Here is a 26,545-nt window from a genome sequence, read left to right on the forward strand (position 1 = left end):
GAGTCCTTCTGCTGAAATCGTCGTCAGCATCGCTGTCTCGATTTTATCGATCAGTTTCTTGACCGTTTCGACTGCTTCTTGATTCGTAGTATGGGTTGACATGTAGCTCCACCTCATTCGTTAGATTTTTATGCTCACGTAAGGATTGTTCCCTGAATTTTAAAATAAAAACGTCCCCATGACAGAAAGAAGCAGTTTCGTTGCACGGTACAACGTGGAGGCGTACAGTGTAAGTACGCATTCGAAAGAAAAAGGAGAGACATATATGAAACTTAGTATTTTAGACCAATCCCCGGTCTCTAAAGGACAATCCCCATCTGATGCCTTACACGAAACGGTCGAGCTCGCGAAAATCGCGGACGAACTCGGTTATCATCGCCTGTGGGTATCCGAGCACCACTTTGCAAAAACACTAGCCGGTTCGAGTCCGGAAGTCTTGATCGCGTATATGGCAGCCGTGACAAAACAGATTCGCCTTGGTTCAGGCGGTGTTATGTTGCCACATTACAGTGCCTACAAAGTTGCGGAGAACTTCCGTGTCCTCGAAGGACTTGCTCCGAACCGGATTGATCTCGGTCTCGGTCGGGCACCGGGCGGTATGCCGCTTGCGACGCGTGCGTTACAAGAAGGTTCGTCGCCACGGTTTGGTGGAGCTGATTATGGTGAGCAACTTGATGATCTCGTTGATTACTTGAAAGACGGGGCACCTGCCGGACATCGGTTCGCGGGACTCGTCGCAACACCAGAAGTCGATACGACACCAGAAGGCTGGTTGCTCGGATCAAGTGGTGGTAGTGCCTTGAACGCCGCACAACGCGGATTCGGATTTGCCTTTGCTCACTTCATCAATGGACAGGGTGGTCAGGAAGTAATGGATTACTATCGTCATAATTTCATGGCGACGTCGTTTAATGAGACACCACAAACACTCGTTTCGATCTTCGTGACATGTGCCGAAACGACGGAAGAAGCAGAACGTTTGGCGTCAAGCCTTGATTTATCTCTGCTCTTACTCGAAAAAGGGGTCTCGTCAACAGGAACGCCGACACCGGAAGAAGCAGCAGCGTATCCGTATACGTTCCAAGATCAGTTCCGGATTGCTGAAAATCGGAAACGGATGATCGTCGGTAACCCGGAATCCGTTGCGAAACAATTACAAGAGCTTGCCGATTCATATGGAACGGACGAAGTGATGATTGCTTCGATGATCGCAGACAAACAAGCAAAACAACAATCATTAAAATTAATCATGGACGCTGTCAAAGCGACAGTCTGATTTATACGCACGTCCTTTCTCACGAAGTGAGGGAGGACGTGTTTTTTGCGTCTACTACTGGAATGCGTTCGGATACGATGTCTTTACGCAATCGGAAGAATCCGAATAACGCTGCACCGAACAAGCCGACTGTACCGACTGCAAGTAGCACGATGATAGACACATGATCACTCAGTAAACCAAATAATAGGGTACCAATCGGCATCATCGCCATGGCGACCGATTCCAGGACACCGATGACACGTCCGAGGTAAGCTGGATCGGTCTGTTTTTGAACGATGAGCTGTAGTGGGATGTTCATCCGTAAGACGAGCATGCCGTCGATGAACAATAGAATCATGAAAAAAGGTAATAGTAGAGCAGATGGAACATAGCCGAGTAGGGCAAGTGCAGGAAGCGCATAACAAGAGGCGATTAAAAAGAGCGACTCGAATATCGTCCGTAACGGACGTTTCACGGTAAAGCGAGGTAAGGCAAGAAGCAACGAAGCGACAAGAAGACCAGCACCCAGTGCGGACTCGACTAATCCAAACCGAAATGGCGTGAATTGCAGTCGATCGAGCAAAACGATTGGTAACAAGATTTCGAAAGCGACAAAAAAGAAGTTCAGGACGATCGCCATCAGGACGAGTGTCGTCAATACCGGTTGACGGAACAGATAGCGGTAGCCTTCTTTAAACTCCGAGACGAAAGACGGAGTATTAGTAGTAGCCAGAGGAGAGGTATCCACTGCAAGAAAGCGGAGACGGCTATTCCACCAGGCGGCAGAAGCAAACAGGAGAAACGGTAAGATCAAGAATTGCGTGATGGAGACTGTGGCGATAAGTAATCCCGCAACGAGTGGTGTAGTGATCGTTGAGGTCGATTGAATCGTCGAGAAAAGCGCGTTCCCGCGTTGTAACTCCTCTTCTGCTACGAGTCGCGGTAACGAGCTTGATAAGGTGACGGACAGGAACGTCGACAGGCTCGTCAAGAGCACACTCGCGACGATGTAATGAATAGTATGTAACGGAGCTTGTAGCGAATAGAGCAAGAGTCCAAATAAGACGAGTGCACTTAGACTCTCGGTCGTGACGATGATGCGTTTCCGATTCCAGCGATCAGCAAGGACACCAGCAATCGGTGAGAGCAAAATCCGTGGCACTGATCCTGCAAGCAGGACGAGAGCAAACTGAAAACCAGACGATGTTTCCCGTAAGACGGTCAGTCCGGCGACGAACGTGAATAGACTAGCCGCAAATAACGAACAAAACTTTCCGAATAAGACACGCTTTAAATTAAATGACATCATGTTCACTCCTTTAGAGTTAAATTTTATTGAACTTTAGTGTAGAATAAAGGAGTGGAAGAAAAATGTAAAGATAAAGTTCAATATAATTTAACTTTTATGATAAAAGGAGTGACCAGTGTGTTAGGGGAACGTATCAAACAGATCCGAAAACAGAAAAAAATGACGCAAACGGATGTTGCGACCGGTATCATCACGAAGTCGATGCTCAGTATGGTTGAGAATGGGAAGGCGACACCGTCTGTACCCGCATTACAGGCGATTGCTAGGCGATTACAGGTGACAGTCGAAGAATTAATGCTCGATCCGCGAGATGTTCAGATGCGGGAACTCATCGAAACAATCCGTTCACGGCATACCCCATATTTTTCAGACGAAAAAATTCAGGAACTTCTAGAACCTTACTTGGTTCCGGAAACGACTTCCTATTGGCAAGGGCAGGTCTACCATAAATACGGCGATGCCCTCCGAGCGTCTGACCCGGAGCTTGGTTTGACATATTACGAGAAAGCAGAGCGAATTTTTCAACTGCTCGGTCGTCAAGATGAGCAGTTGCTCGTTCAGATCTCGACAGTCTATTTTTTATTCAATCTCAAACGGACGAAGGAAGCGTACGAGCTGATCGAAGCAATGGATGTACCACGCGAGATTCCGCTGGCGCCGAAAACCTATTTAAATTTCCAAATCCTTCGTGCGCTACGGGCGAGTTTGTTTGATGATCATTACGCAGAAGCGATTGCCTTATTGCGTGAAGGGGTTCAGTACATGCGGGAGAAGGATGTCTATTATCATGTCATTTCGTTTCAACGTTTTCTTGGACTGTTTTTGTATCTGGAAGGAGAAATCGAACAATCACGGCAAGAGTTTGATCGATTGGAGCAGTTTTTTGCCTTTAGTGAAACGACTGCCGTCGGACGGATCGAAGTCGATTTGACGAAAGGACTCATCGCGATTTTTGAAAACGATACGAACGGCATGCAAATGGTGTGGGAAAGACTCGTCACTGTGGCGATCGATGATGCGAAACATTACATCGGACAACTCGAAGTCCATCTCCTTGTCAACGGCATCGAATTACCGAATCAGACGCTGCAGCAGAGCGTCGATAAGATATGGGAGATGCAAGATGCGTGGCTTGCCGCAAGTGGATTCGACCAAGCGATGATGTTACAGACGCTTGTACTAGCGATGCAACGAGGGATTGGTCAGGAACGGCTGGAGGATGTCTTGCGATTGAAGGATAACCTTCAAAGTGAACGCCTCAAAGGCGATCTTGAGCGAGAGATACAAGCGTTCGTTAATGTTCAATGACGAAAAAACAGGCATGAAGCGAGTGCGCTTCATGCCTGTTCGTGTGAAGATGTCGTTCTTCTGAAAATCAATAAGACGCATGCGGCGACGGAAACGATAAAGTGATCGATATAGACGTCTCCCGTCTGGATATAATGCAAGAGCATCGAGCCACCAAAAATCAATAAGGCAGGAAAGAGAAGTCGGACATAAAGTGTTTTGTAAGACATGCGGACACATCCTTTCCATATCCAGTATATCCAAAAGAGAAGCGGTAAGACAAAAAAACATCCACCCCAAGGGATGGATGAAAAATGTCTTAAAGTGATTTAAAGCCTAACAGTTTTTGTGTCCAGTACCGTTCTGAAAGACGACTGATGCCGAGTGATGGTGTGTTCGCATGGATGAACTGATCGTTGTTCAACATGATGCCGATATGCGTCGGACCAGCGGCATACGTGTTTTCGAAGAAGATGATATCGCCGCGTGCCGGTTGACGCAGTTTCGAGAGCTTCGCCCCAAGATACCGGTCATCATTCCAGTAACCGTTGACGTTCGTCCGTCCGACAGAATAGCCAGCGGCATTCAACGTGTAGTTGATGAAGCCAGAGCAGTCGAAGCCACCGTTGACTGGATTACTAGATCCCCAAACGTATGGTGTTCCGAGATATTGTTGCCCAATCGAAATCGCACGTTCCATCAATGTCGAACCGGGAACGGTCGTCACAGGTGGTGTCGTCGGAGTGACCGGAGGCGTCGTCGTGACGGATCCCGTCGTGATGTAACTCTTCGCGACGTAGTAGAGACCCGTTCCGATCTTGATCTGGTACCAGCCGCTATCTTTACCTGTCGTTTCACCCGTGACATTGACTGTCGAACCGTGTCCGACTTGTGTGAAAACTTTAGACGACGTCGAAGGCAACGTACGGACATTCAGACCGGTTGGGGCGTTGACGCGATACGTCTTCGAGGCATCAACTGGTGTCAAAGAGACTCCAGGCGTCGTCGGCGTTGTTGGTGGTGATGCTTTTGTTGAAGCTTTGACATAGGTCGAAGCGACATATGCTTCTTTTCCGTCAAGCTTGACTTGGTACCATGAATCAACGGCGCCTGTGACATCAAGAACCGTCTGATGCGGTAATGTCTTGTAGATTTTTGCGTTCGTCGCTGCAGCAGTCCGTGCGTTCAAGCCTTCCTTCGCATTAACCGTGTAGACTTTTGATCGATCAACCGCTTTAACGACTTTTTTGACGGGAGTCGTTGCGGGTGGTTTTGAATCTGTCGTGACGTTCGACGTCTTTTTGCTGACTAACGTCGCATGGACATAGGCCGTTTGTTTCTTATATGTGATTTGGTACCAATCACCTGATTGTTTCTGAACAGTCAAGACAGTATTCTTTGCCAGTTTTCCGAGTGATTTCGAACTCGTCGTTGCTTTTTGCCGGACGTTGACGGCATCGGTGTTCGTTATGTAGGTCGTAGTTGTCGGAGCCTTTTCCGTCGTTGCTTTGACGTATGCTGAAGTAATGAAAGCTGGTTTCGACTGATAGCGGATTTCATACCAGCTGTTGACTTTCTTGACAGCTGTCAGCTTCGTACCTTTTTTTAGCGTCGTGATGACCTTCGCGGAAGTCGAGGCAGCCGTGCGAATGTTGACGTTATCCGTCAAAGTCAGTGTCGTTGACGCGGCTGAAACCGGAATTGTGGTACCGACCAAAGCGAGCGTCGTGAGGGCGAGAACGGTCTTTTTCACGTGACATAGCTCCTTCCAAGAGATAGGTAAAAATCGTTGTTACCATTTTGTCATAAAAAGTGCTGATTCCCCTGAATTAAAAATATAATTTTTGTCTGGAAAACTGTAATACCGTTTTTCAAAAAATGAACAGGTAGAAGGAGTATTTTCAAAAAAGTTCAAGTACACTAGAAGTACTCGGAAGGAGGCTACACATGTTACACCGTTTTTATCAATATTATATCCCACATAAACGTTTATTCTGGCTCGATTTCATATCTGCCTTATTCGTCGGGGTATTAGAACTTGCTTTTCCACTCGCAGTCCAGTGGTTCATCGACTCCTTGTTGCCAAACGGTGAGATGAACTGAATCATCCTCGTCAGCGTCGGATTATTAGCGCTCTACGTCATCAGTACGCTGATGCAATTCGTCGTCAACTATTTCGGACATAAGCTCGGGATTAACATCGAGACCGATATGCGTCGTCAGTTGTTTAGTCATGTCCAGAAACAGTCGTTTCGTTTCTTTGACAATACGAAGACGGGTCATATCATGAGCCGGATCACGAATGATTTGTTTGATATCGGGGAACTAGCCCATCATGGTCCGGAAGATGCGTTCATTGCCGTCATGACCTTGCTTGGTGCATTCTCGATCATGTTGACGATCAATGTGCCGCTTGCCCTCGTGACGATCATCGCCGTACCATTCCTGATCTGGCTGATCAGCTATGCGAACGTCCGGATGAATAAATCATGGGACCGGATGTACGGTAATATCGCGGAAGTCAATTCACGCGTCGAGGACAGTGTTTCCGGTGTCCGTGTCGTCCAGTCGTTCACGAACGAAGCTTACGAAATCGAGCGTTTTGAAAAAGACAACGCGACGTTCCGTCAGTCGAAGATCAATGCCTACAAGGTCATGAGTAAGAGCCTGTCCGGCATCTACTTGACGACTCGTTTGATGACACTTGCCGTCTTAGTCGTCGGTGCGTACTTGACACATCGCGAAGCCTTAACGGCAGGAGAACTCGTCGGCTTCATTCTCTACATGAATATCTTATTGAAGCCAATCGATAAGATTACGGCATTGCTTGAGATGTATCCGAAAGGGATGGCTGGCTTTAAGCGGTTCCTTTCGATGATTGATGAAGATGCATCTTTACCTGATGCGCCAGATGCGCTCGTTGTTGATCGCTTGAACGGTGGCATCACGTTCAAGGATGTCGCATTCGGATATGAAGCGGATCGTCTAATCTTAGAACACATCAATCTGACGGTCGAACCTGGTCAGACGGTCGCATTCGTCGGAACGTCCGGGGCAGGGAAGACGACGATCTGTTCGTTGATTCCACGTTTTTACGATGTTCTAGATGGCGCAATCACGATTGACGGAATCGATATTCGGCAGATGACGAAGGAGTCTCTGCGACAACAAATCGGGATCGTCCAGCAAGATGTCTTTTTGTTCTCAGGGACGATCGCTGAAAACATCGCCTACGGTGATTTGAATGCGACGCACGAAGACATCGTGCAAGCGGCAGAACGTGCCCATCTCGGTCCGATGATCGCGGATCTACCTGATGGGTATGCGACACAAATCGGCGAACGGGGACTCAAATTGTCGGGTGGACAAAAGCAACGACTCGCCATCGCGCGGATGTTCCTGAAGAACCCGCCGATTCTGATTCTTGATGAAGCGACGTCTGCCCTTGATACAGAAACGGAAGCACTGATTCAAGAATCGCTTGCCGAGCTGTCTGAGAACCGGACGACGCTCGTTATCGCCCACCGTTTAGCAACGATTCGAAATGCCGATAAGATTTTCGTCGTCACGAAGGACGGCATCGTCGAAGAAGGCTCGCATGATGAACTAATGGATCAAGGTGGTTACTTCTCCCGTCTGTTAGAGAGACAACGAGTTTGAATCAAATTGAAAGAATGAGAGGCGACGGACATGTTCTGTCGCCTTTTTTTGTTCGTCTAAAAATAAGGTTGTACAAACCAATTTTAGGGAAAACGATTTATAGAAAAGAAGGCGAGGTGGAAGGATGTACGGTCAATTCTGTGAGAACTATGATGAGAGTTATCCCGTCTTACGGGAGGAATCGTCACATGATTTCCATCGTTTTTTTGCGCTGTCCTACACGATTCATGATACCGTTTTTGAACAGAATGTCTACGAACGGCTGATGCGGACGATCAAACATAAGACGTCGCGTTTTTCAGCACTTCGGAGCCGCTATACACCGTTACTTGTCGCCCATGTTCAATTGAATAGCACGGATCCCGATGTTCTCATCGAAGAAATCATCGTCGCGGAAAAGAAGATTAAACATCGCTTGATTCGTGATAAAGGAGTCCGCCCATTTTTTGCACTCAACGAAGTGCTGAACCGGCGACAAGTGATTGATGCGTTCCCTTACATGGAGCGCTTGCATGCGACACGACCTCATCTAAATGCCGCGAAACAATACGTCGTGACATCGACCTTGCTTGAACAGCACCCACTACCAGATACGTTTTTAGAACGCGTTGATACGTTTGAAGAGTGGCTTGCGCAATATATGGAACGGACGAGTGAACGTGTCATTACGGCGCAGATCTTAGCAGCGCATCCGGATGCGTCAGCGCAACAAGAACGAATCGTTGCTTGGCGGGAACTGTTAGAGCGAAGAGAAATCATTATTTGGGATCGTTTAATGCCGATTCTTGCGTTACTGCCTACAATGGAACGTGTCGACTGGATTTACGTGACCCGGATCGTCGACCGGGAGCGGGCACGGAATCGATTTTCAGACGAGGTCAACTGGTTGATTGCCTTTCATCTGTTACTAGCTAAATCAGGTGTGACACGGGTGCAAGCTACGTTATTGTTACTGGCTGCACTAGAACTAACGAAAAAACCGTGACGTGAAGCATTGAAATAGACAAAACGGACGAGGTATGGTGCGCACCATACCTCGTCCGTTTTACTGTATGCTCATCTGACTTAATCAAACGTCGTAAACGTCGCATGTTGTTCGACCGGATAAAGTTCCGTACCGGCGACAGCGTTCAAGATCAACTGATTCCGCGAAACAGACATGCCGAGATTATCAGCTGCTGGACCATGTGACAGCTCTAAATTAGCGGTTGCGTAAAGATGATGCGCCGTCTCGACGGAACGCACGATTTGATAGTCTGCGTCGACTTTCCAAGCGTTGGGTGCTTCGAACACGATATCGAGTCGATCAATGAAGCTTGGAAGGGATGGCGAAAAGCCGGTTGCCGCGATGACAGCATCTGTTTTAGACGAGCGTTCATCTTCGAGCTCTTGATGTTGCATCGCGATCGTGAACCGTTCGTCATAGGTAATCTTTTTCACTTCAAGATTTGCGCGAATCGCGACTTGTTGCTGTTCTTCTTCCGTCAAATCATAGAGGTGGGCATAGATCGATTGCAGGGTCTCTGGACTGATGCCGTTCTGAGACCGGGCGAATTTCTTGACCGACTCTTGTCTTACTTTGAGTGGGAGTTGGTTGAAATACATCACATAGCTCGGTGAAAAAATTTCTTCTCCGAGTTTACCGGTCTCGAGTGTCTCAAACAGTGTCGAACGCGCAATCCATTCGAGTTCAGGACGCTCTGGAGCAGGTGTCGTCAAAAGATCAAGGAAGATCTCGGCGGCACTTTGACCGGAGCCGACGATACTGATTTTTTTGCGCTGCAACAGTTCTGCCTTGTTCATGACATACTGTGTATTGTGAATGACACGCTCGTCAAACGTGTCTGGAATCGTGGGCTTTGAGCCAGTACCGATGACGACGTTCCGTGCTTCGAACGTTTCCCGTTTCCCGGTTGTGACATCTTCGACGAGGACCTCAAAACTATCACCGGTATCTTGCACATCGACGACGCGGGTTGAAAATCGTAAATCATTAAGCTGTGTCGCCACCCAGCGTAAGTAATCATTGTAACCTTGTCTTGAAATCAGAAGTTTTTCATAGAAGTAAAACGTGTGGAGACGTTGGATCGATCGTAAGTAATTAAGGTAAGAAAATGCGCTCGTCGGATCAGCAAGTGTGACGAGATCGGAGATGAAGCTTGTCTGCATCATCGAATCCTGAATCATCATGCCGGGATGCCATGAGAATTGTTCGCTTTCGTCAAAAAATAACGTTTTTAAATCTGTCGGATGAGCCAGTGCGCTCAACCCTAAATTCATCGGACCAATGCCGATGCCGATTAAGTCATACATAGAAAAAGCCTCCCAATTCGATATTGTTCTAAAACAATACCCGAAAAGGAAGGCGGACGAAACGTCAGGCTGAAGTTTACAGCTGGTCGGTCGTCGTTGTTTTCGTCTCGACCGTCATCGTTTTTCCGTCACGGATGATTGTCAGTGAGAGTGGACCGTCTGATTTGATGAGTGCCGTTTTGATATCGACGAATCCTTTAATCTCGGAGTCGTTGATTTTCGTGATCACGTCACCTGTTTTCAGTTTAGCCGCAGCAGCTGGACTGTTCGGTTCGACTGACATGACGACGACACCTGTTTTTTGACTGTCTGGTAAGTTAACTTGATCTTTTAAATATCCAGCAGGGAACGCCGCCACATCTTGTAAGGAAACACCGAGTGTCGGATGTTCGACTTTACCGTTCGTCTCAAGTTGTTTAAGGATTGGTAATGCATCATCGATTGGAATACTGAAACCGACACCTTCAACACCCGACTCGGCAATTTTCATCGAGTTGATACCGACGAGTTGTCCTTGTTCATTGATCAAGGCACCGCCTGAGTTACCAGGATTGATCGCGGCATCCGTCTGGATGACCGTTGTATTAAAGTCGTCTTGTCCATCGTTATTCGTATCGACCGGTACAGTCCGGTCTTTCGAACTGACGATTCCGCGGGTAACGGAATTTTGGAATTCACCAAGTGGATTACCAATCGCAAGGACAGTCTGTCCGGCTTTTAAGTCAGCCGATTTCCCGAGTGTGATGACGCCTGGAACGTCGTTTGCGTCGACTTCTAACACGGCTAAGTCATACGTTTCGTCACTACCGAGTAATTTGGCTTGAAGTGTTTTACCGTTGTTAAGTGTGACATCAAGTTTTGACGCGCCATCGACGACGTGGTGGTTCGTAATGATGTATGCTTTTCCATTCTCTTTTTTATAAATGACACCAGATCCCGAGCCGGCAGCTGCTTCTTTTTGCGACATCGCATTACCGGTTTGATAATTCGTCACCGTTACAACGGATTTTTGAGCAGTGGCGACTGCATTCGTCACTGGATCATTCGACGTCGTCGAGACTTGTTTTGGCATTCCGTTTGAGAGTGGTGTGTCCGCGACCTGTTGCTCTTGATCGAGTAAAATCGGAAACGCGATCGTTGCCGTCAGAACGGCACCGATGATTCCTCCAGTCAATCCAGGTAAAAGTCCTTTTGTTTTTCCAGCCATAAGTCGTCATCCCTTCCTGTATGATTTCTGACTTCATCATAGCAAATGAAGTGACTTATCACCTGATTACGGGAGACATTCCGAAATGACTCATCATTCCCCATAATTCGACGACAATTTCTAAAAGTTGAGATAGTCGGATCAGTTCGATACACTGAAGCTGTTTCGAATGAATCCGTAAAGTGGAAAGAGAGAGTGAATGATCATGCTATTACGTCTAGTCTATGGAGCAGGATTATTGTTTGCGGGAGTTGGTCATTTCCGCAACGAGAAAGGGTTTGTCAGCATCATGCCGTCGTTCATTCCGTTTAAGCGCTTTTTCGTCCAAGTAACGGGTGTGATCGAGATCGCTTATGGTCTCATGCTGTTGACAGGAAAAGGAGTACATCTCGTTCGTAAGACGCTTCCGGCCTTTTTGTACGCGGTCTTACCGGCAAACGTCAATATGGCCGTCAATCCGAAGCCGGTCAATGGGAAGCGCCTTCCATCATGGTTGCTCTGGACACGTTTGCCGCTTCAATGGGGACTGATCGCCTTGGCCAAACGCCTGAAATGAATCGGAACAAAAAGCCGCCGAAATGGCGGCTTTTTGTTTTAGAAACGTTTATTGACAGCAAGTAATGCGGCTTTTGCGATCTCTTCATAGGTAGAGTCGTTCGGATGGAACTGATCGCTTGATAAATCACGTTTGACGTCGCGAACGAGATTGAATGTGTCGATGATTTCGACGTCATATTCAATCCCGAGCGTCCGGGATTTAGCATTCCAGTCTTGCACGATCGCATCGAACGCCTCACCGTTTTCCGTTGCCCGGAAAGGATTATAAAGTCCGACGTAGAAGATGACAGCATCCGGATTTTGTTCGCGCAGAATCCGGAACGTCTTTCTTAAGTTGTCTTGAGCCGTCGTAATCGTCGCGGCCGTTTTCTTTGCATCGAAATTCGTGACACCTTCGCCACGATTGAACAAGTCATTTCCGCCGATCGTCACCGAGATGACTTTCGCTTGACTGACTGAGCGTAGGACTTCTTTTTGTTTGAGTTGTTTTAATAAATTTTCCGTCCGGGCACCACTGACGGCAAGATTCTGAAAACGCTCGACCGTGTTCGCTTTGACAAGGTCACGTCCGACAAGAGCAGCATAACTATTTCCGTTAGATGCTCCGACACCACGCGTCAAGGAATCACCAAGCGCGACGTACGTTCCGCCTTTTTTGACAGGTTCTTCCTTCGTTGGTGTGAGGACGGCACGCTTCGGTGGATTGACGACATCACTATAGGCGTTGACGAAACCGTAACCAAACAGCGCGGTCAGTAAGAGTGAAACGGTTAAAAACAGGGACCAGCGTAATCGCTTCATGAACGTTCCTCCTTCTAGGTTCTATCCTGATTGTAGCAAATGTAGAAAGAATGTGCGGAAATGAAGTGTTCTGACAAGTCAAATGATTCATTATTCCGCTAGAATAGACAATAAGAGGTGAGAGACGTGAAACCAACAGTTAAATTAGAAGGTGTAACAAAGGTGATCGGAAAAAAAACGATCATCGATAATATCTCGTTTGAAATTCAACCGGGTGAGGTCTTCGGATTCCTTGGACCGAACGGGGCAGGGAAAACGACGACGATCCGGATGCTCGTCGGACTGATCAAACCGACGTCCGGTAAAATCACAGTCTGTGACTTCGATGTCCGCAAACAGTTCGTCCAAGCGATGGAGCGGATTGGTTCGATCGTTGAGAACCCGGAGTTGTATAAATATTTGACAGGTCGTGAAAATTTACAAGTCTTCGCCCGGATGTTACCGAATGTCGACGAGGCAAGGATTCAGGAAGTCATCGATCTCGTCGATTTGACGGCGCGGGTCGACGATCAAGTCCGGACATACTCACTCGGGATGCGTCAGCGTCTCGGTATCGCCCAAGCACTACTCGGACGACCAAGCGTCTTGATTCTCGACGAACCGACGAATGGTCTCGATCCGATGGGGATTCGGGATTTGCGTCAATTCATCCGCCGGCTCGTCGAGGAAACGGGACTGTCGGTCCTCGTCTCGAGTCATATTCTCGCTGAAATCGAGATGCTCGCCGATCGTGTCGCGATCATGAGTTACGGTAAAATCGTCCAAGTCGGAACGGTCAAGGAGCTGGTCGAGTCGCTTGCTCCTGGTGTTGATTGGCGTGTCGACGATGCCTTCAAGGCGAACGAGATTTTATCGACTTCTGATTTAGTCCAAGTATCCGAAGTCGTCGATGCGAATACGGTCCATACCTTGATGGATGCTAGTAAGACGCCGGCACTCAACAAGCAGTTGCTTGAAGCAGGTGTTGAAGTTTGGACGATCGAACGGAAAGTCCAGACGCTTGAAGATCTGTTCATCACGTTGACGGGAGGAGATCACATTGCGTAATCCGAACATGATCGGTCTCGTCCGAAATGAAGTGACGAAAATCGCTTCAAAACGTCGGTTTGCTGTCGTTGCGATCATCCTCATCGTCCTCGTCTCAATGTTTACGTACGCACAGTATCGAGACATTCAAGAACAGATCAAAAAGCAAGGAACACTCGATTGGCGGGTTGAACTTCAACAAGATATCGTCGATACACAGAACCGTCTTGCTTCTAGCAGTATTCAAGATGAGTTCCGTCAGTTCCTTGAATTCGACCTAAAACAAAACCAATACTATCTCGATAACGACATCAATCCGAATTATCCGGGAGCCCCGACGTTCATCCGGATTTTCTTCTCGCAAGGATTGACGTTGATTTTACCGCTGTTCATCATCGTCATCATGGCGGACATCGTCAGCGGGGAACAAAATGACGGAACGATCAAGACGTTGCTGTCGCGACCGGTCCGGCGTTGGAAGATCCTCATGGCGAAATGGTTGACGGTGTTACTTTATACATCGATGCTGATGGCATTGACCGTCATCGTCTGTTATGCGATATCCGGAATAGTCCTCGGTTATGACGGCTGGACCGCACCGATCTTGACCGGATTCCAAGCTTCACCGAGCGGAACGTTCTCGACTGAATTCGTGCATACGTTACCGATGTGGGAGTATCTGTTGATGGCGGTCGGTCTAGCCTGGATCGTCACGGCGGTCGTCGGGACGATTGCCTTGATGGTCTCCGTTCTCGTCAAGAATACGGCGACAGGCATCGGGATCATGATGGCAGTTTTGATTTCCGGTACGTTACTGACGACGCTCGGTTCGAGCTGGACGAGTTCGAAGTATCTCGTCAACGTCAACTTTGGACTGATTAACTACCTTGATGGTCAAGCGCCACCGATCGAAGGGATGACACTTCCGTTTTCGCTTGCTGTCCTCGGTTGTTGGACGGCCGCGGCACTAATCGTTGCCTTCTGGAACTTCACGCAAAAAGATATGTATTAAGACAAACGGGTCCACCTGAAGAGGGGACCCGTTTGTCATGATTTATGAGGCAATTTGTCGTATGTTTCCATTATTTTTTGATACTGAAGCTGTGTCGGTATGGAAGCGTCTAATTTTAGAACAGGGGAAACCGACCGTTCCATTTGCAGTTGGTGTTCCGCGAACGTGCCGATCATCTTCGGGTCCGTCGCTGTATGATACGTCCGGCACCAGTCGAGGAACTCATTTGATCCTGAAAAGTCAGGATAACGTGCTGCTTCGCGTGCGATGAGCCGTTCCATCCGGAGCGATTCGTCGAGCGACAGGAAGACGAGCAAGTCCCGATTGGTGAAACCATCCGGGTGCCAGGCGAAGACGGAACCGGAGACGACGTAATCACGGTAAGTCAGTATATCTGCTTCATACATGGAAAATCGCTCGGAGACGTCACGTTTTTCAGTGAACTTCATATCTTTCCAGAGATAATGGTCGGTATCGATCCACGCAATCCGTTCCGATTGTCCGATGAATGCACCTAGTGTACTTTTTCCAGTACCAGACCCACCAATGATATGAATGCGCACGAGAACCAGCTCCTTTCGAAATAATCTACTAGCACACAGAACAGGCCCGGGCATGATGCCGGACCTGTTCTGTGGAAGAAGGAAATCTTCCTATGTCGCCTCGTGCCAACACAAGACATGGAATCGAGAGGCAGTGCCTCTAATAGGAAGCCGATGCAGGTCAGCCTCCGCGCTACGTACCAATCGTACTTTTATCATACTGATTCCAAGAATTGGTGTCAAACCTGCTCGAAAGGGTTTACAAACCATTCAAACCGTCAAAAGAGAGAATAACGATGACTAGAGGAGGAACGACCATGGCAGATTGGGGCATCATGCTGACAGGCGTCGTCATTTGTGGATGGTGCATCTTTAGTGCCATCTATGACGATTTCATCCGTCGCGTATAAGACAAGTAAGTGTGGAACCGTCCAAGGAGAGCGGTTTTTTTGTGGATTTTTTTAATCCGAGTAAGTGGCTGTGGTACACTCGAATCAAAAATGAAAAGATAAAGAATGGGTGAAGCAGAATGAAGAAACAACCAGTTATCGTCATCGTCGGACCGACGGCAGTCGGAAAAACGAAGACAGGCATTGAACTCGCAAAACGACTAAACGGAGAGGTCTTATCCGGAGATTCGGTTCAAGTCTATCAAGGGATGGACATCGGATCGGCAAAAGTGACGACCGAAGAGATGGAAGGAGTGCCGCATCATCTGCTAGATCTCGTCACACCGGACGACGAGATGAGTGTAGCCCGTTTTCAGACGGTTGCCCGAGCGACGATTGATGAGATCGCAAGCCGTGGTAAGTTACCAATCATCGTCGGCGGAACAGGTCTTTACATCCGATCGATTTTATATGATTACCAGTTTACTGAGCAGGCAGAAGATCCAGCCCTACGGACTGAACTCGAAGCGTATGCGGCGACACATGGAGCAACTGCACTACATGATCAGTTAAAAGAACTCGATCCGGTGCGCGCAGAAGCGATTCATCCGAATAACATCCAGCGGGTCGTTCGGGCGATCGAGGTCGCGCGGACTGGTCAGACGCAAACGACTGGCAGTCAACCCGCACTTTACGAGAGTTTGCTGTTCGTTTTACACATGAAAGACCGGGATCGTTTGTATGACCGGATTGATCAGCGGGTAGACATGATGGTCGACAGTGGCCTTCTAGAGGAAGTGGCGCGTCTGGACGCTGCCGGGTATCGACAGACGAAGGCGTTGCAAGCGATTGGTTATAAAGAGATGTTACCTGTTCTTGACGGAGCACCACTCGATCCTGCTGTTGACATGCTAAAACGGAACACACGACGCTTCGCCAAACGTCAATTGACCTGGTTCCGTCATCAATTTGATGGCGTTTGGGTAGATATGGGAAAGTTTTCATTTGAAGAAACGTTCAAAATTATCTATGATAGAACTGTAGAGTTTCTGAAAGCGGTTAAATAAGAGTTGCCCGAAGACAGAAACAGATAAAAAGAGGGGGCACGGGGAATCATGAAAGCGACATACAACATTCAGGATGTCTTTTTAAATCAATTACGGAAAGATGCAGTCCCAACGACGGTTTTCTTAATCAGCGGGTATCAATTACGGGGGCTGATCAAGTCATTTGATAACTTCACGGTCATTTTGGAGTCAGAAGGCAAACAGCAATTAATCTACAAACACGCGATCTCGACGTTCGCACCAGCGCGCAACGTGACGTTATATGAGCAAGAAGAGACGCAAGAAGTTTCTCGCTAATGAAAAAGACGACCGGGGGGTCGTCTTTTTTTAGGTTTCATTCAGGTGTGGGTCGTATTAAAAATTCGAGACGAATAACGAAAGAAGAATGACGCTTCGCAAGTGAAGTGAAAAATGACAGCTACTTCACTTTCAGCGTAAATGTGTCATTACAGTAATGGTGTCAGTTCCTCGACCGCCTCTTCATAACGTCGAAGCGAGACATCCTTATAAAGACACGTCTTCTGCAGGCGTTCTTCCTTCGTCATCTCGTCCTGATACGTTTTTAGGATGAAGCTGTTGCGTAACATCGACGGTGTCAAGACCCGCTTGTTGTCCGACCGTTCATTCAGCTGACGCATCATCTTCGTGATCATGACGATCGACAATTGCTTCGGTGCATTCTTACTGTAAACCCAGCGGAATGTCATCCGGGCGAAGTCGAAGGCGACGAAAAAGGGGTCAGTGCTGTGATAACGGGGGCGGACTGGCTCCGGAATCGTCTTCAAGTAACGCAACATGATATCTTGATCTTCCCGCTCGAGATGGAGCAGGTAGCGGTTGCCGAGTCGATCGTGGACGGTCATCTCTTGCTGGGCGAAGTTGAGATCGTGCATCTTTAAGCCGATGATGTGATGGACGCGTAAACCGTAGCGATAAAACAGGCGGAGAATGAGTTCGTTTCGATCGATCAAATACGGACGGGCTTTCAATTGATGTTCCGTCAAGCCGCGATCGGATTGATTCGTTCGGACGAGTTGCTCGTATTCCTTAAAGGAAGCGACGTGTTTTGCCGTTAATTCGTGCGTCGGTTGTGCGTATTCAATCAGTTTCGTCTTCGTTTGTCGAATTTGATAATTGACTTGATTGATGACGGTGACGATTCGGGCGACCGTCGCTTGTTGGTAGAGTTTCTCTTCGATCAAGTACTCATTGATGAACGTCTTCCACGTCTCGATCGAAATCGCCTTGAAATCATCGATCGTCTCAAGTGGTTGATCGACATCCGTCATATAGCGGTGGACTTCGATTAAATCGTACCGATAGCGCCGGACGGTCGAAAGTTGTCGTCCGCTTGTCGTTAAATAAAATAGGTAGCGTTCAATGAAATCTGGAAGCGTATACGACTGTTCGCGTGCCATCGTTTTCCTCCCTTTCGTAATGGTGTTTCTTCCATCATAAACCGAACGGATGTTTCCTGTCCAAAAAAGTTCAGACGAACCGGTGGCTGTGGTATGATAAGGGGCGCAGTACGTCTTTACTCGTGAAAGGAATGATATTATGTCAGAACGCGTCATCGTCGTTGGTTGCCAGCTCCCCGGTGTCCCGGATCATGTCTATGAAGAATCGGTCGCGGAGCTCGAAGCACTCGTAACGACTGCGCATGGTGTCGTCGTCGGTCGTTTGGATCAAAAACGACAAGCGATTGACCGCCGTACGTTCATCGGAAAAGGAAAGGTTGAGGAACTCGTTGCGTTAGCAGACGAACTTGAACCTGATTTAATCATATTCAATGCTGAAGTCACGCCCGGTCAAATGAAAAATATCCGGATTGCCTTATCAGACCCGGAAGCGATCAAGTTGATCGACCGGACGCAGTTGATCCTCGATATCTTCGCTGGACGTGCCCAGTCACGCGAAGGGAAATTGCAGGTCGAACTGGCACAGATGAGTTATCTGTTGCCACGTCTTGCCGGGCAGGGAACACAACTGTCACGTCTTGGTGGCGGAATTGGAACACGTGGACCAGGTGAGTCGAAACTCGAGACGGATCGTCGTCATATCCGGCGCCGCGTCGATGAGATTTCGAAACAACTCGAGACATCCGTCGCGCATCGTGCCCGTTACCGGGAACGTCGCAAAGAGAACCAGACGTTCCAAATCGCACTCGTTGGTTATACGAATGCTGGCAAATCCACGATCTTCAACCGGTTGACTCAAGCCGACACATACGAGAAGGATGAGTTGTTCGCGACGCTCGATCCGTTGACACGTCAAGTTGATTTGCCGGAAGGTGGGCAAATCCTCCTGACGGATACGGTCGGTTTCATCCAAGATCTTCCGACGAAGTTGATCGCAGCGTTCCGCTCGACCCTCGAGGAAGTGCTGGAAGCGGACTTGATCCTCCACGTCGTTGATGCGTCGAGTGAGCATTATTTGAATCAGATGCAGACGACGAACGATGTTCTCGATGAACTCGGTGCCGGTGACATCCCGCAGCTAGAAGTCTACAACAAGAAGGATCAGCTGAACCGCTTGTTTACAGGCGGGAAACTGTTGATCTCTGCACTTGATCCGCAGGACATCGAGCGTTTGATTGAAGAGATCGAACGTTCAATCAGTGAGATCCTCGAGTATCTCGAGATCCGCATCCCGGTTGATGGTTTTGCTCATTACAATCCGGCAAAGGAAGTCATGATGAACTTGAAGGAATCGTTCGAAGAAGATGGTTCTGTCATTCTAAAAGGTTACTTGCGTAAAGATACGCGTCTATACGCGACATTGAAACAATACGAGGTGTAAACATGTTTTCAGAATTAACCCATTACGAAACGCTTCGTCCGCTCATTGACCGGGCGGAGGAACAGATCGCTCCGTACGTCAAGAAGGCGCAAGAGGTCGCGGAATACAATCAATTCCGTGTCCTCGATGCGTTCCGACGTCACAAGGTCAGTGATTTTCATTTCATGCCGTCAACAGGCTATGGCTACAACGATGAAGGACGCGATACGCTCGAACGCATCTATGCCGACGTCTTCGGTGCGGAAGCCGGTCTTTGTCGTCCACAAATCATCAGCGGCACCCACGCGATCGGTATCGCATTGTTCGGTTTATTGTTGCCGGGCGATGAACTGCTCTATATCACAGGAAAACCATACGACACGCTCGAAGAGATCGTCGGAATTCGTGGTGACGGACGCGGTTCATTAAAGGAACTGGGCGTCCACTATGATGTCGTCGAGATGAAAAACGCCGAGACGATCGACGTACCGGCCGTTCTCGAACGGATCACACCGCAGACGAAGGTCGTCGGGATTCAGCGTTCAAAAGGGTATGCGACGCGACGCAGTCTACCGGTTAATGAAATCGGTGAAGCAATCGCCGCCATCAAAGACGCTCATCCCCATGTCTTGATTTTCGTCGATAACTGCTATGGTGAATTCGTCGAGACGATCGAACCGACGCACGTCGGGGCGGACTTGATGGCAGGGTCGTTGATTAAGAATCCGGGTGGTGGTCTTGCGAAGACTGGCGGTTATCTCGTCGGTCGAACGGACTTGATCGAACGGGCATCGTTTCGGATGACGACGCCAGGGATTGGCGCCGAAGCCGGTCCATCGTTATCCGCACTTCCGGATATGTATCAAGGTTTCTATATGGCACCACATACGGTTAGCCAAGCGTTGATGGGTGCGATGTTCACGTCAAGCATGCTCGGTCAGTTCGGCTTTGACACGGCACCGCACCATACGGCAGAACGGACGGATTTGATTCAATCGGTCTCGTTCCATGCGCCGGAGCCGATGATTGCCTTCTGTCAGGCGATCCAAGCTGCTTCACCCGTCAATGCGCACGCGTTACCGATTCCGGATTATATGCCGGGATATGCGGACGATGTCATCATGGCAGCAGGAACGTTCGTACAAGGCTCATCGATCGAGTTGTCAGCGGATGGTCCGATCCGTGCACCCTATACTGCATACGTCCAAGGTGGTTTAACGTATAGCCACGTCAAGATCGCGATCATCTCAGCCGTCAATCACTTGATGGAAAAACAATTAATTCCAGAAAAAAACGTTTAATACTAGCATATCTCGTGAAAACGACCTCTGAACGACTTCGAGTAAAGTGATTAAAAAAGTTGTGTTAACTTTTCTTACATCGCTTGACAAGTTGCCTGACAGAGGTTTATTCTCATGGAGTAAGGAAAAAGGAGGAACCACATGGCAGACTCATCACGCCAGTCCAAGCCACTATTTCCCATCGGAGTCGTTCAAGAGTTGACCGCGTTATCTGCCCGCCAGATCCGATATTACGAAGAACAGGGACTGATTAAGCCGGAGCGGACAGAGACGAAGCGTCGCCTCTATTCGTTCAACGATGTCGATCGCCTGTTGTCGATTAAGGAATACCTGGATCAGGGACTGAATATCGCAGGGATCAAATTGATTTTTGAAAACGATCTCGTCAAACGCGAACGCGTTGCGGAGAGCGTCGTCGAGACGCGTCCGGAACTATCTGACGGCGAATTGTATAAACTCCTGAAAAATGAATTGAAGGAAGCAGGACGACATGGAAAGACGTCGCTCATCCAAGGTGAGCTCGGGCGTTTCTTCAAGTAAGGACCTGTAACCATATAAAAACGAATCGGAGAGGGGATTTGTCACATGACACGTCGCAACATTACACGAGAAGACATTTTGAAAATCGCTAAAGCTGAGGATGTACGCTTCATTCGCTTACAGTTCACAGATATCCTCGGAACGATCAAGAACGTTGAAATTCCAGTAAGCCAATTGGAAAAAGCACTTGATAACAAAATGATGTTCGATGGTTCATCGATCGAAGGATTCGTCCGGATCGAAGAATCAGATATGTATCTCTTCCCAGACTTAAACACATGGGTCGTCTTCCCATGGACAGAAGATGGAACAGGGAAAGTTGCACGTTTAATCTGTGACATCCATAATCCGGATGGCTCGCCGTTCGCAGGAGACCCACGTGGTCAGCTCAAACGGGTACTTAAAGAGATGGAAGAACTCGGTTTCACATCATTCAACGTTGGACCAGAGCCAGAATTCTTCCTCTTCAAGAAAGATGAAAAAGGTCGCCCGACACTTGAATTGAACGACCAAGGTGGATACTTCGACCTCGCACCAGTCGATCTTGGTGAAAATTGCCGTAAAGAAATCGTCATCGAGCTCGAGAACATGGGCTTTGAAATCGAAGCATCACACCACGAAGTCGCTCCAGGTCAGCACGAAATCGACTTCAAATATGCGGATGCGATCACGACGGCGGATAACATCCAAACGTTCAAACTTGTTGTCAAGACGATTGCGGCGAAGCACAACTTGCACGCGACATTCATGCCAAAACCACTCTTCGGTGTCAACGGATCAGGAATGCACGCGAACATGTCGCTCTTCAAAGGCAACGAGAACGTCTTCTTCGATGAAAGCAACGAAGATATGCAATTGTCGGATGATGCACGTGCCTTCACAGCAGGTATCCTCAAACACGCTCGTGCGTTCACAGCGGTTTGTAACCCGACAGTCAACTCATACAAACGTCTTGTTCCTGGCTACGAAGCGCCTTGCTACGTCGCATGGTCAGCCCGTAACCGTTCACCACTCGTCCGTGTTCCTGCAGCACGTGGACTCTCGACTCGTATCGAAGTTCGTTCAGTCGATCCAGCAGCGAACCCGTACCTTGCGCTTGCGACATTGCTCGCTTCAGGTCTTGATGGAATCAAGAACAACTTGAAAGCACCGGCTCCAATCGACCGTAACATCTACGTCATGGACAAACCGGAACGCGTTGCGAACGGAATCGATGATCTTCCATCAACACTCAGCCACGCACTCGAAGTCTTGAAAGCGGATGACGTCGTCATGCACGCTCTCGGCGATCACATCGCAGAGCACTTCGTTGAATTGAAAGAAATCGAATGGGATATGTTCCGGACGCAAGTCACGGAATGGGAACGCGATCAGTACATGGTCTTGTTCTAATCCAACTCAAGCACTTCTGGACTTTTGTCTGGAAGTGCTTTTTTCATGTCGTCGACAGGGATTGAGTCAAGGATATGGAAAGATACAAGAGTACAAAGAAAGGGAGACGATATATCATGAAAAAAGGATATGAAGGCAAAGAGATCACGGTCTATTTTGATTCGGAAGTCTGCATTCATTCCGGTCATTGTGTACGAAGTCTACCGACCGTCTTTGATGTCAAACGGCGTCCTTGGATTGAAGCGGACGGGGCGCCGGTGGAAGACGTCATGCACGTCGTCGATGGTTGTCCAAGCGGCGCCTTATCTTACGAACGGAGGGAAGCAAATGGAGCTGAAACGAGCGGAACGTAAAATCGAAGCCCATCAGGAAGGTGAAGTGATTGGAGAAATCACTTACAGCGATACGAACAACGGCATGTGGATCATCGATCACACGTATGTTGATCCCGCGCACCGGAACCAACAGATTGGGGAACAACTTGTTGCCGAGATCGTCAACTGGGCACGGGAAGCAAACGTCAAGCTACTGCCGTTATGTCCGTTTGCGAAAAAAGAGTTCGAACATCAATCGGATTATCAGGACGTACAAGCAAATACGTGATCATAAAAATCTCCTCCGGTCTCTCAAGACTAGAGGAGATTTTTTCGAGTCATTGTTTGTGATCTCTGACTTTCATTTTGCGAGAAACAACCATCGCACCGAAATAGGCGATGATGTACAACACGACCAGTCCTTGTTTTAGCATATAAGGTAGATCCATTTGATTCACAAGTAGAAAACTAGCGCACGATAAAATTAAAAAGGGTATTAGCCACTTGTTCGGCACATCAGCACCTCCTTCACTATCTATGTATTTCCATTTTAAGGATAACATAAAATATTTACCGAAATATGTTAAAGATGAATAACTTGCTTACAGATAAATCCGTAGAAACGCCATCGTGACGACACCGGTGATGACCGTCCAAGAAAGACTTTTACTGAAAATCGCGACTGCCATCGTCGGTAGGGCGGCGAAGACATGAAGCGTCGAAATCGTCGGGAACGCGTTGTCTTGCGCGATAAGTAAATTTTGAAAGAAGAGGGCGCCAAGCAGGCAGACGGGAATGAACGAGAGCCATTCCGTTACAAGGCGCGGTAACGTCAGTCCATGAAGGACGAGAAACGGTAAGATACGTGGAATCCAAGTGACGAGTCCACAAGCTAAAAAGAGACCGATTAATTCTGGGCGGATTTCCATCGTGTGATCACGACTCCTATACTAGCGCCACCGAGTGTCGCGCAAAGAACGGCGACTTCCGCAGAAAAGTAGCGCATGGTGATGTAAAGCAAAAGTAAGACGATCAATAAGAGGCAACTATTCACGGCAATGCGGGTACGTTCTCCTTCAAATTGTAAGTACAATAAACCGATGAACATCGCCGTCAGAGCAAAGTCGAGACCGAAGCGCTCGGGATCAGGAAACCAGCTACCGACAAGTGCACCGAGAACGGTTGCGATAATCCAGCTAAGATACGCGGTCAGATTTAAGCCATGCATGAAGGACGGTGAGATCTTCCCTTTTTGCGCAGTATTCATTGCGACAGCGAACGATTCATCCGTCAGTAACGTCCCAGTACCGAGTCGATCACGAAGGTGGCGTGTCTCGACGTGCGGAGCGAGCGTCAGACTCATTAACAAGTGCCTGAGATTGACGATGAATGTCGTCAGAATGATGGCAGAGGCGGGACTATTCAACAGCAAGAGACTCGTGATGATGAATTGAGCGGCGCCGGCATAGATGAAGACGGACATGAATCCGACTTCAAGAGGGGATAAGCCGGAGGCACGACCGACGATCCCTGCGGAAAAGCCGATGCCGATATAGCCAAGGACGGTGGGTAGACAGGCGCGGACACCTGCTTGAAAGGCTGATGACATTCGATTCCTCCTCTTTTTTAAGAGCATAGCATTCATGTGGAATATCGTCACTAACTGGTCAATATTTTCATCGTTTTTTTCGACATACTCGACTTGATTTGGTGGTAAAGAGTAAGTGGTACGGCAAAATCAGTTAGGTAAAGGAGCGTTTTTCATGCACAAATTAATGAAAGATTCGAACCGGTTCGTTTCAGACATGGTCGACGGACTCGTACTTGCTCACCCTGATTTGTATAAAAAAGTCGAAGGTGTTAACGTCGTTGCACGGAAAGTACCACTGGACGGAAAAGTCGGTCTTGTTTCTGGTGGGGGAAGCGGTCACGAACCGGCACACGCTGGATTCGTCGGGGACGGTATGCTTGCTGCGGCTGTTTGTGGGGAAGTGTTCACTTCACCGACACCCGACATGGTGCTTGAAGGTATCAAGGCAGCTCATGGGGGAAAAGGTGTCCTACTCGTCGTCAAGAACTATTCAGGTGACGTCATGAACTTCGATATGGCGAAGGAACTTGCTGAACTCGAGGATATCGAAGTCGATACGGTCGTCGTCAATGATGACATCGCGATCAAAAAGGAAGAGGATCGTCGTGGGGTCGCGGGAACTGTCTTCGTCCATAAGATTGCCGGTGCTGCAGCGGCAGAAGGAAAATCACTAAGTGAAGTCAAAGCAGTTGCGGAAAAAGTCATCAAGGGCGTTCGTTCGATCGGAATGGCACTCTCACCATGTTACATGCCGGAGAGCGGAAAGCCAGGCTTTGAGTTGCATGATGACGAGATGGAGATCGGAATCGGGATCCACGGTGAAAAAGGACTTGAACGAAAAGCAGTCGCTTCCGTTGATGCGATCGTCAAAGAGTTGCTCGATCGTTTGACGAAAGAAGTACCAGACAAAAAAGTCGCCGTCATGGTGAATGGGATGGGCGGAACACCAGAATCCGAACTGTACATCACGTATAAATATGTCGCGGAAGAACTTGAGGCGCATGGTTACGAGATTGCCCGCTCATTCGTTGGAAACTATATGACATCGCTTGAGATGCACGGGTTCTCAATCACGCTCTTACCAGTGGATGATGAACTGCTCGGATATCTCGATGCAGAAACGAAAGCGATTGGATTCTAATTCAAATAAACGGGGTGTAAAAACATGAAGTTGACGACGGAACAGTTGCAAAGCGCGCTCCTCAAAGCAGCGGAACAGATCGAACAGCATAAGGATGAATTGACGGACCTTGACCGGGAAATTGGTGATGGAGATCATGGAATTAACATGTCGCGTGGCTTCCAAGCAGTCCAGAAGACGCTAGAAGAACACGGCGAATATGAGGATTTAGGAGCTTTATCCAAAGAAGTCGGGATGACGCTGATCAAAACGATTGGTGGGGCATCCGGTCCTTTATACGGGACAGCATTCGTTAAGTTCGCCGGTGCATTCAAAGGGAAAACAGAAGTCGAAGGTGCAGAGCTTGCAGACGCTTTCCGCGAAGCGACGGAAGGGATCAAGTCGCGCGGAAAGTCAGAATTCGGTCAAAAGACGATGGTCGATATCTGGACACCGTTCCAAGAAGCGCTCTCGCAAGAAGGGGACTTGAAAGCGGCAATCGATCAAGCACTTGCTGATACAAAAGCGCGTATCGCAACGAAAGGGCGCGCGTCCTACTTCGGTGAAGCGACGGAAGGCGTCCAGGACCCAGGTAGTTTATCGAGTGCTTTGCTACTCGGCGAAATCGCGGAGGTGCTTCATGGTTAATCTTGTACTCGTTTCTCATAGTGAAAAACTCGCGGCTGGGCTGAAAGAACTGTTGGCAGAGATGGCACCGGATACGCCAGTCTTAGTAGCAGCCGGTCTTGAAGATGGTAGCATTGGAACAGACGCGACACGAATCGAAGAAACACTGAATACACTAGACGACGATGGAGTCGTCTTAACGGATATCGGTTCTGCGACGATGAACACGGAATTAGCACTTGAATTATACAGTGGCGAACGGACGGTACGTTTTATCGACGCACCACTCGTCGAAGGTGCTTTTCTAGCAGCTGTTTTAAGTGGACAGTCGAAATCCGTCGATGAGATTGAAGACGGATTAAAAAATGAGTTTGGCAAATAAGTAATAAATCCCCCATCGCGAATAGGCGAGGGGGATTTATTTCAATTACTTCTATTCATATTAAAACTTGG

General features: G+C 48.3%; 27 protein-coding genes and 2 pseudogenes. 18 read left to right on the top strand and 11 right to left on the bottom strand.

The features are described 5' to 3' along the window. Positions 1-102 (bottom strand): annotated as a pseudogene (locus tag B4C70_RS03175) (general stress protein); the annotation flags it as partial. A 163-nt stretch (positions 103-265) separates the two neighbouring features. Between B4C70_RS03175 and B4C70_RS03180 the strand changes: the two are divergent. Next, complete coding sequence (locus B4C70_RS03180) at positions 266-1,276, top strand: LLM class flavin-dependent oxidoreductase (protein ID WP_035408770.1); 1,011 nt, start codon at positions 266-268, stop codon at positions 1,274-1,276. A 19-nt stretch (positions 1,277-1,295) separates the two neighbouring features. On the opposite strand, the gene B4C70_RS03185 is transcribed toward B4C70_RS03180, so the two are convergent. Beyond that, on the bottom strand, positions 1,296-2,567 hold the full coding sequence (locus tag B4C70_RS03185) for an MFS transporter (RefSeq protein ID WP_290776925.1): 1,272 nt from the start codon (positions 2,565-2,567) through the stop codon (positions 1,296-1,298). 117 nt (positions 2,568-2,684) lie between these two features. Between B4C70_RS03185 and B4C70_RS03190 the strand changes: the two genes are divergently transcribed. Continuing rightward, positions 2,685-3,875: a helix-turn-helix domain-containing protein gene (locus tag B4C70_RS03190; RefSeq protein ID WP_290776926.1), complete on the top strand. Its 1,191-nt coding sequence runs from the start codon at positions 2,685-2,687 to the stop codon at positions 3,873-3,875. 29 nt (positions 3,876-3,904) lie between these two features. On the opposite strand, the gene B4C70_RS03195 is transcribed toward B4C70_RS03190, so the two are convergent. Both B4C70_RS03195 and B4C70_RS03200 read right to left on the bottom strand, forming a co-directional pair. Continuing rightward, on the bottom strand, positions 3,905-4,084 hold the full coding sequence (locus tag B4C70_RS03195) for a hypothetical protein (protein ID WP_290776927.1): 180 nt from the start codon (positions 4,082-4,084) through the stop codon (positions 3,905-3,907). Positions 4,085-4,173: 89 nt separating this feature from the next. Further along, positions 4,174-5,607 carry a C40 family peptidase gene (locus B4C70_RS03200; RefSeq protein ID WP_290776928.1) on the bottom strand — a complete coding sequence of 478 codons (1,434 nt, stop codon included), beginning with the start codon at positions 5,605-5,607 and terminating at the stop codon, positions 4,174-4,176. A 194-nt stretch (positions 5,608-5,801) separates the two neighbouring features. Between B4C70_RS03200 and B4C70_RS03205 the strand changes: the two are divergent. After that, positions 5,802-7,514, top strand: a pseudogene (locus tag B4C70_RS03205) (ABC transporter ATP-binding protein). Between the two features lie 124 nt (positions 7,515-7,638). Next, the gene (locus B4C70_RS03210; RefSeq protein WP_290776929.1) at positions 7,639-8,499 is read left to right on the top strand and encodes a DUF4003 family protein; all 861 of its coding nucleotides are present in this window, start codon (positions 7,639-7,641) and stop codon (positions 8,497-8,499) included. Between the two features lie 80 nt (positions 8,500-8,579). Here B4C70_RS03210 and B4C70_RS03215 read toward each other — a convergent pair whose 3' ends face one another. Beyond that, positions 8,580-9,827 (bottom strand): lysine N(6)-hydroxylase/L-ornithine N(5)-oxygenase family protein, encoded by a 1,248-nt coding sequence (locus tag B4C70_RS03215; RefSeq protein ID WP_290776930.1) that lies wholly within the window; start codon positions 9,825-9,827, stop codon positions 8,580-8,582. Between the two features lie 76 nt (positions 9,828-9,903). Continuing rightward, positions 9,904-11,034 (bottom strand): S1C family serine protease, encoded by a 1,131-nt coding sequence (locus B4C70_RS03220; protein ID WP_035408750.1) that lies wholly within the window; start codon positions 11,032-11,034, stop codon positions 9,904-9,906. Between the two features lie 205 nt (positions 11,035-11,239). On the opposite strand from B4C70_RS03220, the gene B4C70_RS03225 reads away from it, so the two are divergent. Next, positions 11,240-11,590 carry a DoxX family protein gene (locus B4C70_RS03225; protein ID WP_035408747.1) on the top strand — a complete coding sequence of 117 codons (351 nt, stop codon included), beginning with the start codon at positions 11,240-11,242 and terminating at the stop codon, positions 11,588-11,590. Positions 11,591-11,628: 38 nt separating this feature from the next. Here the strand turns inward: B4C70_RS03225 and B4C70_RS03230 are convergent, their stop codons facing one another. Further along, positions 11,629-12,393, bottom strand: a complete 765-nt coding sequence (locus tag B4C70_RS03230) for an SGNH/GDSL hydrolase family protein (protein ID WP_290755500.1) — start codon at positions 12,391-12,393, stop codon at positions 11,629-11,631. Between the two features lie 126 nt (positions 12,394-12,519). On the opposite strand from B4C70_RS03230, the gene B4C70_RS03235 reads away from it, so the two are divergent. Next, positions 12,520-13,440, top strand: a complete 921-nt coding sequence (locus B4C70_RS03235) for an ABC transporter ATP-binding protein (RefSeq protein ID WP_290776931.1) — start codon at positions 12,520-12,522, stop codon at positions 13,438-13,440. Then, positions 13,433-14,431 carry an ABC transporter permease gene (locus tag B4C70_RS03240; RefSeq protein WP_290776932.1) on the top strand — a complete coding sequence of 333 codons (999 nt, stop codon included), beginning with the start codon at positions 13,433-13,435 and terminating at the stop codon, positions 14,429-14,431. Before B4C70_RS03235 ends, B4C70_RS03240 begins: the two co-directional genes overlap by 8 nt. A 35-nt stretch (positions 14,432-14,466) precedes the next feature. On the opposite strand, the gene B4C70_RS03245 is transcribed toward B4C70_RS03240, so the two are convergent. Continuing rightward, positions 14,467-14,994, bottom strand: a complete 528-nt coding sequence (locus B4C70_RS03245; RefSeq protein WP_290776933.1) for a hypothetical protein — start codon at positions 14,992-14,994, stop codon at positions 14,467-14,469. A gap of 508 nt (positions 14,995-15,502) precedes the next feature. On the opposite strand from B4C70_RS03245, the gene miaA reads away from it, so the two are divergent. After that, entirely contained in the window at positions 15,503-16,429 is a 927-nt protein-coding gene (gene miaA, locus B4C70_RS03250; protein ID WP_290755507.1) for a tRNA (adenosine(37)-N6)-dimethylallyltransferase MiaA, read from the top strand. 48 nt (positions 16,430-16,477) lie between these two features. Continuing rightward, a complete protein-coding gene (gene hfq / locus B4C70_RS03255; RefSeq protein ID WP_023467753.1) occupies positions 16,478-16,726 on the top strand; it encodes an RNA chaperone Hfq in 249 nt (82 codons plus the stop codon). Positions 16,727-16,875: 149 nt separating this feature from the next. Here the strand turns inward: hfq and B4C70_RS03260 are convergent, their stop codons facing one another. Continuing rightward, a complete protein-coding gene (locus B4C70_RS03260) occupies positions 16,876-17,847 on the bottom strand; it encodes a tyrosine-type recombinase/integrase (protein ID WP_290776934.1) in 972 nt (323 codons plus the stop codon). A 139-nt stretch (positions 17,848-17,986) separates the two neighbouring features. Here B4C70_RS03260 and hflX point away from each other — a divergent pair, with 139 nt between their 5' ends. The 6 genes from hflX (at position 17,987) to B4C70_RS03290 (ending at position 23,043) form a co-directional block, all read left to right on the top strand. After that, the gene (hflX, locus tag B4C70_RS03265; RefSeq protein WP_034785946.1) at positions 17,987-19,228 is read left to right on the top strand and encodes a GTPase HflX; all 1,242 of its coding nucleotides are present in this window, start codon (positions 17,987-17,989) and stop codon (positions 19,226-19,228) included. 2 nt (positions 19,229-19,230) lie between these two features. Further along, a complete protein-coding gene (locus B4C70_RS03270) occupies positions 19,231-20,508 on the top strand; it encodes an aminotransferase class I/II-fold pyridoxal phosphate-dependent enzyme (RefSeq protein WP_035408732.1) in 1,278 nt (425 codons plus the stop codon). Positions 20,509-20,649: 141 nt separating this feature from the next. Next, the gene (locus B4C70_RS03275; protein WP_023467758.1) at positions 20,650-21,048 is read left to right on the top strand and encodes a MerR family transcriptional regulator; all 399 of its coding nucleotides are present in this window, start codon (positions 20,650-20,652) and stop codon (positions 21,046-21,048) included. 45 nt (positions 21,049-21,093) lie between these two features. After that, positions 21,094-22,440: a type I glutamate--ammonia ligase gene (gene glnA, locus B4C70_RS03280; protein ID WP_290776935.1), complete on the top strand. Its 1,347-nt coding sequence runs from the start codon at positions 21,094-21,096 to the stop codon at positions 22,438-22,440. Between the two features lie 116 nt (positions 22,441-22,556). Then, positions 22,557-22,793, top strand: coding sequence for a (4Fe-4S)-binding protein (locus tag B4C70_RS03285; protein WP_290776936.1), 237 nt, complete (start codon positions 22,557-22,559; stop codon positions 22,791-22,793). Next, the gene (locus B4C70_RS03290; RefSeq protein WP_035398130.1) at positions 22,768-23,043 is read left to right on the top strand and encodes a GNAT family N-acetyltransferase; all 276 of its coding nucleotides are present in this window, start codon (positions 22,768-22,770) and stop codon (positions 23,041-23,043) included. Before B4C70_RS03285 ends, B4C70_RS03290 begins: the two co-directional genes overlap by 26 nt. Positions 23,044-23,356: 313 nt before the next feature. Here the strand turns inward: B4C70_RS03290 and B4C70_RS03295 are convergent, their stop codons facing one another. Further along, positions 23,357-23,683 (bottom strand): AzlD domain-containing protein, encoded by a 327-nt coding sequence (locus tag B4C70_RS03295; RefSeq protein ID WP_035408727.1) that lies wholly within the window; start codon positions 23,681-23,683, stop codon positions 23,357-23,359. Further along, positions 23,662-24,363 carry an AzlC family ABC transporter permease gene (locus B4C70_RS03300; protein ID WP_035408725.1) on the bottom strand — a complete coding sequence of 234 codons (702 nt, stop codon included), beginning with the start codon at positions 24,361-24,363 and terminating at the stop codon, positions 23,662-23,664. The genes B4C70_RS03295 and B4C70_RS03300 overlap by 22 nt, the downstream gene beginning before the upstream one ends. A gap of 154 nt (positions 24,364-24,517) precedes the next feature. On the opposite strand from B4C70_RS03300, the gene dhaK reads away from it, so the two are divergent. The 3 genes from dhaK to dhaM are packed head-to-tail and all read left to right on the top strand — an operon-like array spanning position 24,518 to position 26,474. Then, positions 24,518-25,486, top strand: coding sequence for a dihydroxyacetone kinase subunit DhaK (gene dhaK, locus B4C70_RS03305; RefSeq protein ID WP_035408722.1), 969 nt, complete (start codon positions 24,518-24,520; stop codon positions 25,484-25,486). A gap of 24 nt (positions 25,487-25,510) precedes the next feature. Further along, complete coding sequence (gene dhaL, locus B4C70_RS03310) at positions 25,511-26,113, top strand: dihydroxyacetone kinase subunit DhaL (protein WP_214855366.1); 603 nt, start codon at positions 25,511-25,513, stop codon at positions 26,111-26,113. Continuing rightward, complete coding sequence (gene dhaM, locus B4C70_RS03315) at positions 26,106-26,474, top strand: dihydroxyacetone kinase phosphoryl donor subunit DhaM (protein ID WP_035408716.1); 369 nt, start codon at positions 26,106-26,108, stop codon at positions 26,472-26,474. The genes dhaL and dhaM overlap by 8 nt, the downstream gene beginning before the upstream one ends. Positions 26,475-26,545 lie beyond the last annotated feature (71 nt).

Origin of the sequence: Exiguobacterium sp. UBA5002 (assembly GCF_002396765.1) — a bacterium.
In the GTDB taxonomy this organism is placed as follows: Bacteria; Bacillota; Bacilli; order Exiguobacteriales; family Exiguobacteriaceae; genus Exiguobacterium_A.

What these genes read in the sequence shown, in the direction of transcription:
- B4C70_RS03180 (WP_035408770.1), top strand. Translation starts at nt 266, where the DNA reads ATGAAACTTAGTATTTTAGACCAATCCCCGGTCTCTAAAGGACAATCC.
- B4C70_RS03185 (WP_290776925.1), bottom strand. Translation starts at nt 2,567, where the DNA reads ATGATGTCATTTAATTTAAAGCGTGTCTTATTCGGAAAGTTTTGTTCG.
- B4C70_RS03195 (WP_290776927.1), bottom strand. Translation starts at nt 4,084, where the DNA reads ATGTCTTACAAAACACTTTATGTCCGACTTCTCTTTCCTGCCTTATTG.
- B4C70_RS03210 (WP_290776929.1), top strand. Translation starts at nt 7,639, where the DNA reads ATGTACGGTCAATTCTGTGAGAACTATGATGAGAGTTATCCCGTCTTA.
- B4C70_RS03215 (WP_290776930.1), bottom strand. Translation starts at nt 9,827, where the DNA reads ATGTATGACTTAATCGGCATCGGCATTGGTCCGATGAATTTAGGGTTG.
- B4C70_RS03220 (WP_035408750.1), bottom strand. Translation starts at nt 11,034, where the DNA reads ATGGCTGGAAAAACAAAAGGACTTTTACCTGGATTGACTGGAGGAATC.
- B4C70_RS03225 (WP_035408747.1), top strand. Translation starts at nt 11,240, where the DNA reads ATGCTATTACGTCTAGTCTATGGAGCAGGATTATTGTTTGCGGGAGTT.
- B4C70_RS03230 (WP_290755500.1), bottom strand. Translation starts at nt 12,393, where the DNA reads ATGAAGCGATTACGCTGGTCCCTGTTTTTAACCGTTTCACTCTTACTG.
- miaA (WP_290755507.1), top strand. Translation starts at nt 15,503, where the DNA reads ATGAAGAAACAACCAGTTATCGTCATCGTCGGACCGACGGCAGTCGGA.
- hfq (WP_023467753.1), top strand. Translation starts at nt 16,478, where the DNA reads ATGAAAGCGACATACAACATTCAGGATGTCTTTTTAAATCAATTACGG.
- B4C70_RS03260 (WP_290776934.1), bottom strand. Translation starts at nt 17,847, where the DNA reads ATGGCACGCGAACAGTCGTATACGCTTCCAGATTTCATTGAACGCTAC.
- hflX (WP_034785946.1), top strand. Translation starts at nt 17,987, where the DNA reads ATGTCAGAACGCGTCATCGTCGTTGGTTGCCAGCTCCCCGGTGTCCCG.
- B4C70_RS03270 (WP_035408732.1), top strand. Translation starts at nt 19,231, where the DNA reads ATGTTTTCAGAATTAACCCATTACGAAACGCTTCGTCCGCTCATTGAC.
- B4C70_RS03275 (WP_023467758.1), top strand. Translation starts at nt 20,650, where the DNA reads ATGGCAGACTCATCACGCCAGTCCAAGCCACTATTTCCCATCGGAGTC.
- glnA (WP_290776935.1), top strand. Translation starts at nt 21,094, where the DNA reads ATGACACGTCGCAACATTACACGAGAAGACATTTTGAAAATCGCTAAA.
- B4C70_RS03285 (WP_290776936.1), top strand. Translation starts at nt 22,557, where the DNA reads ATGAAAAAAGGATATGAAGGCAAAGAGATCACGGTCTATTTTGATTCG.
- B4C70_RS03290 (WP_035398130.1), top strand. Translation starts at nt 22,768, where the DNA reads ATGGAGCTGAAACGAGCGGAACGTAAAATCGAAGCCCATCAGGAAGGT.
- B4C70_RS03295 (WP_035408727.1), bottom strand. Translation starts at nt 23,683, where the DNA reads ATGGAAATCCGCCCAGAATTAATCGGTCTCTTTTTAGCTTGTGGACTC.
- B4C70_RS03300 (WP_035408725.1), bottom strand. Translation starts at nt 24,363, where the DNA reads ATGTCATCAGCCTTTCAAGCAGGTGTCCGCGCCTGTCTACCCACCGTC.
- dhaK (WP_035408722.1), top strand. Translation starts at nt 24,518, where the DNA reads ATGCACAAATTAATGAAAGATTCGAACCGGTTCGTTTCAGACATGGTC.
- dhaL (WP_214855366.1), top strand. Translation starts at nt 25,511, where the DNA reads ATGAAGTTGACGACGGAACAGTTGCAAAGCGCGCTCCTCAAAGCAGCG.
- dhaM (WP_035408716.1), top strand. Translation starts at nt 26,106, where the DNA reads ATGGTTAATCTTGTACTCGTTTCTCATAGTGAAAAACTCGCGGCTGGG.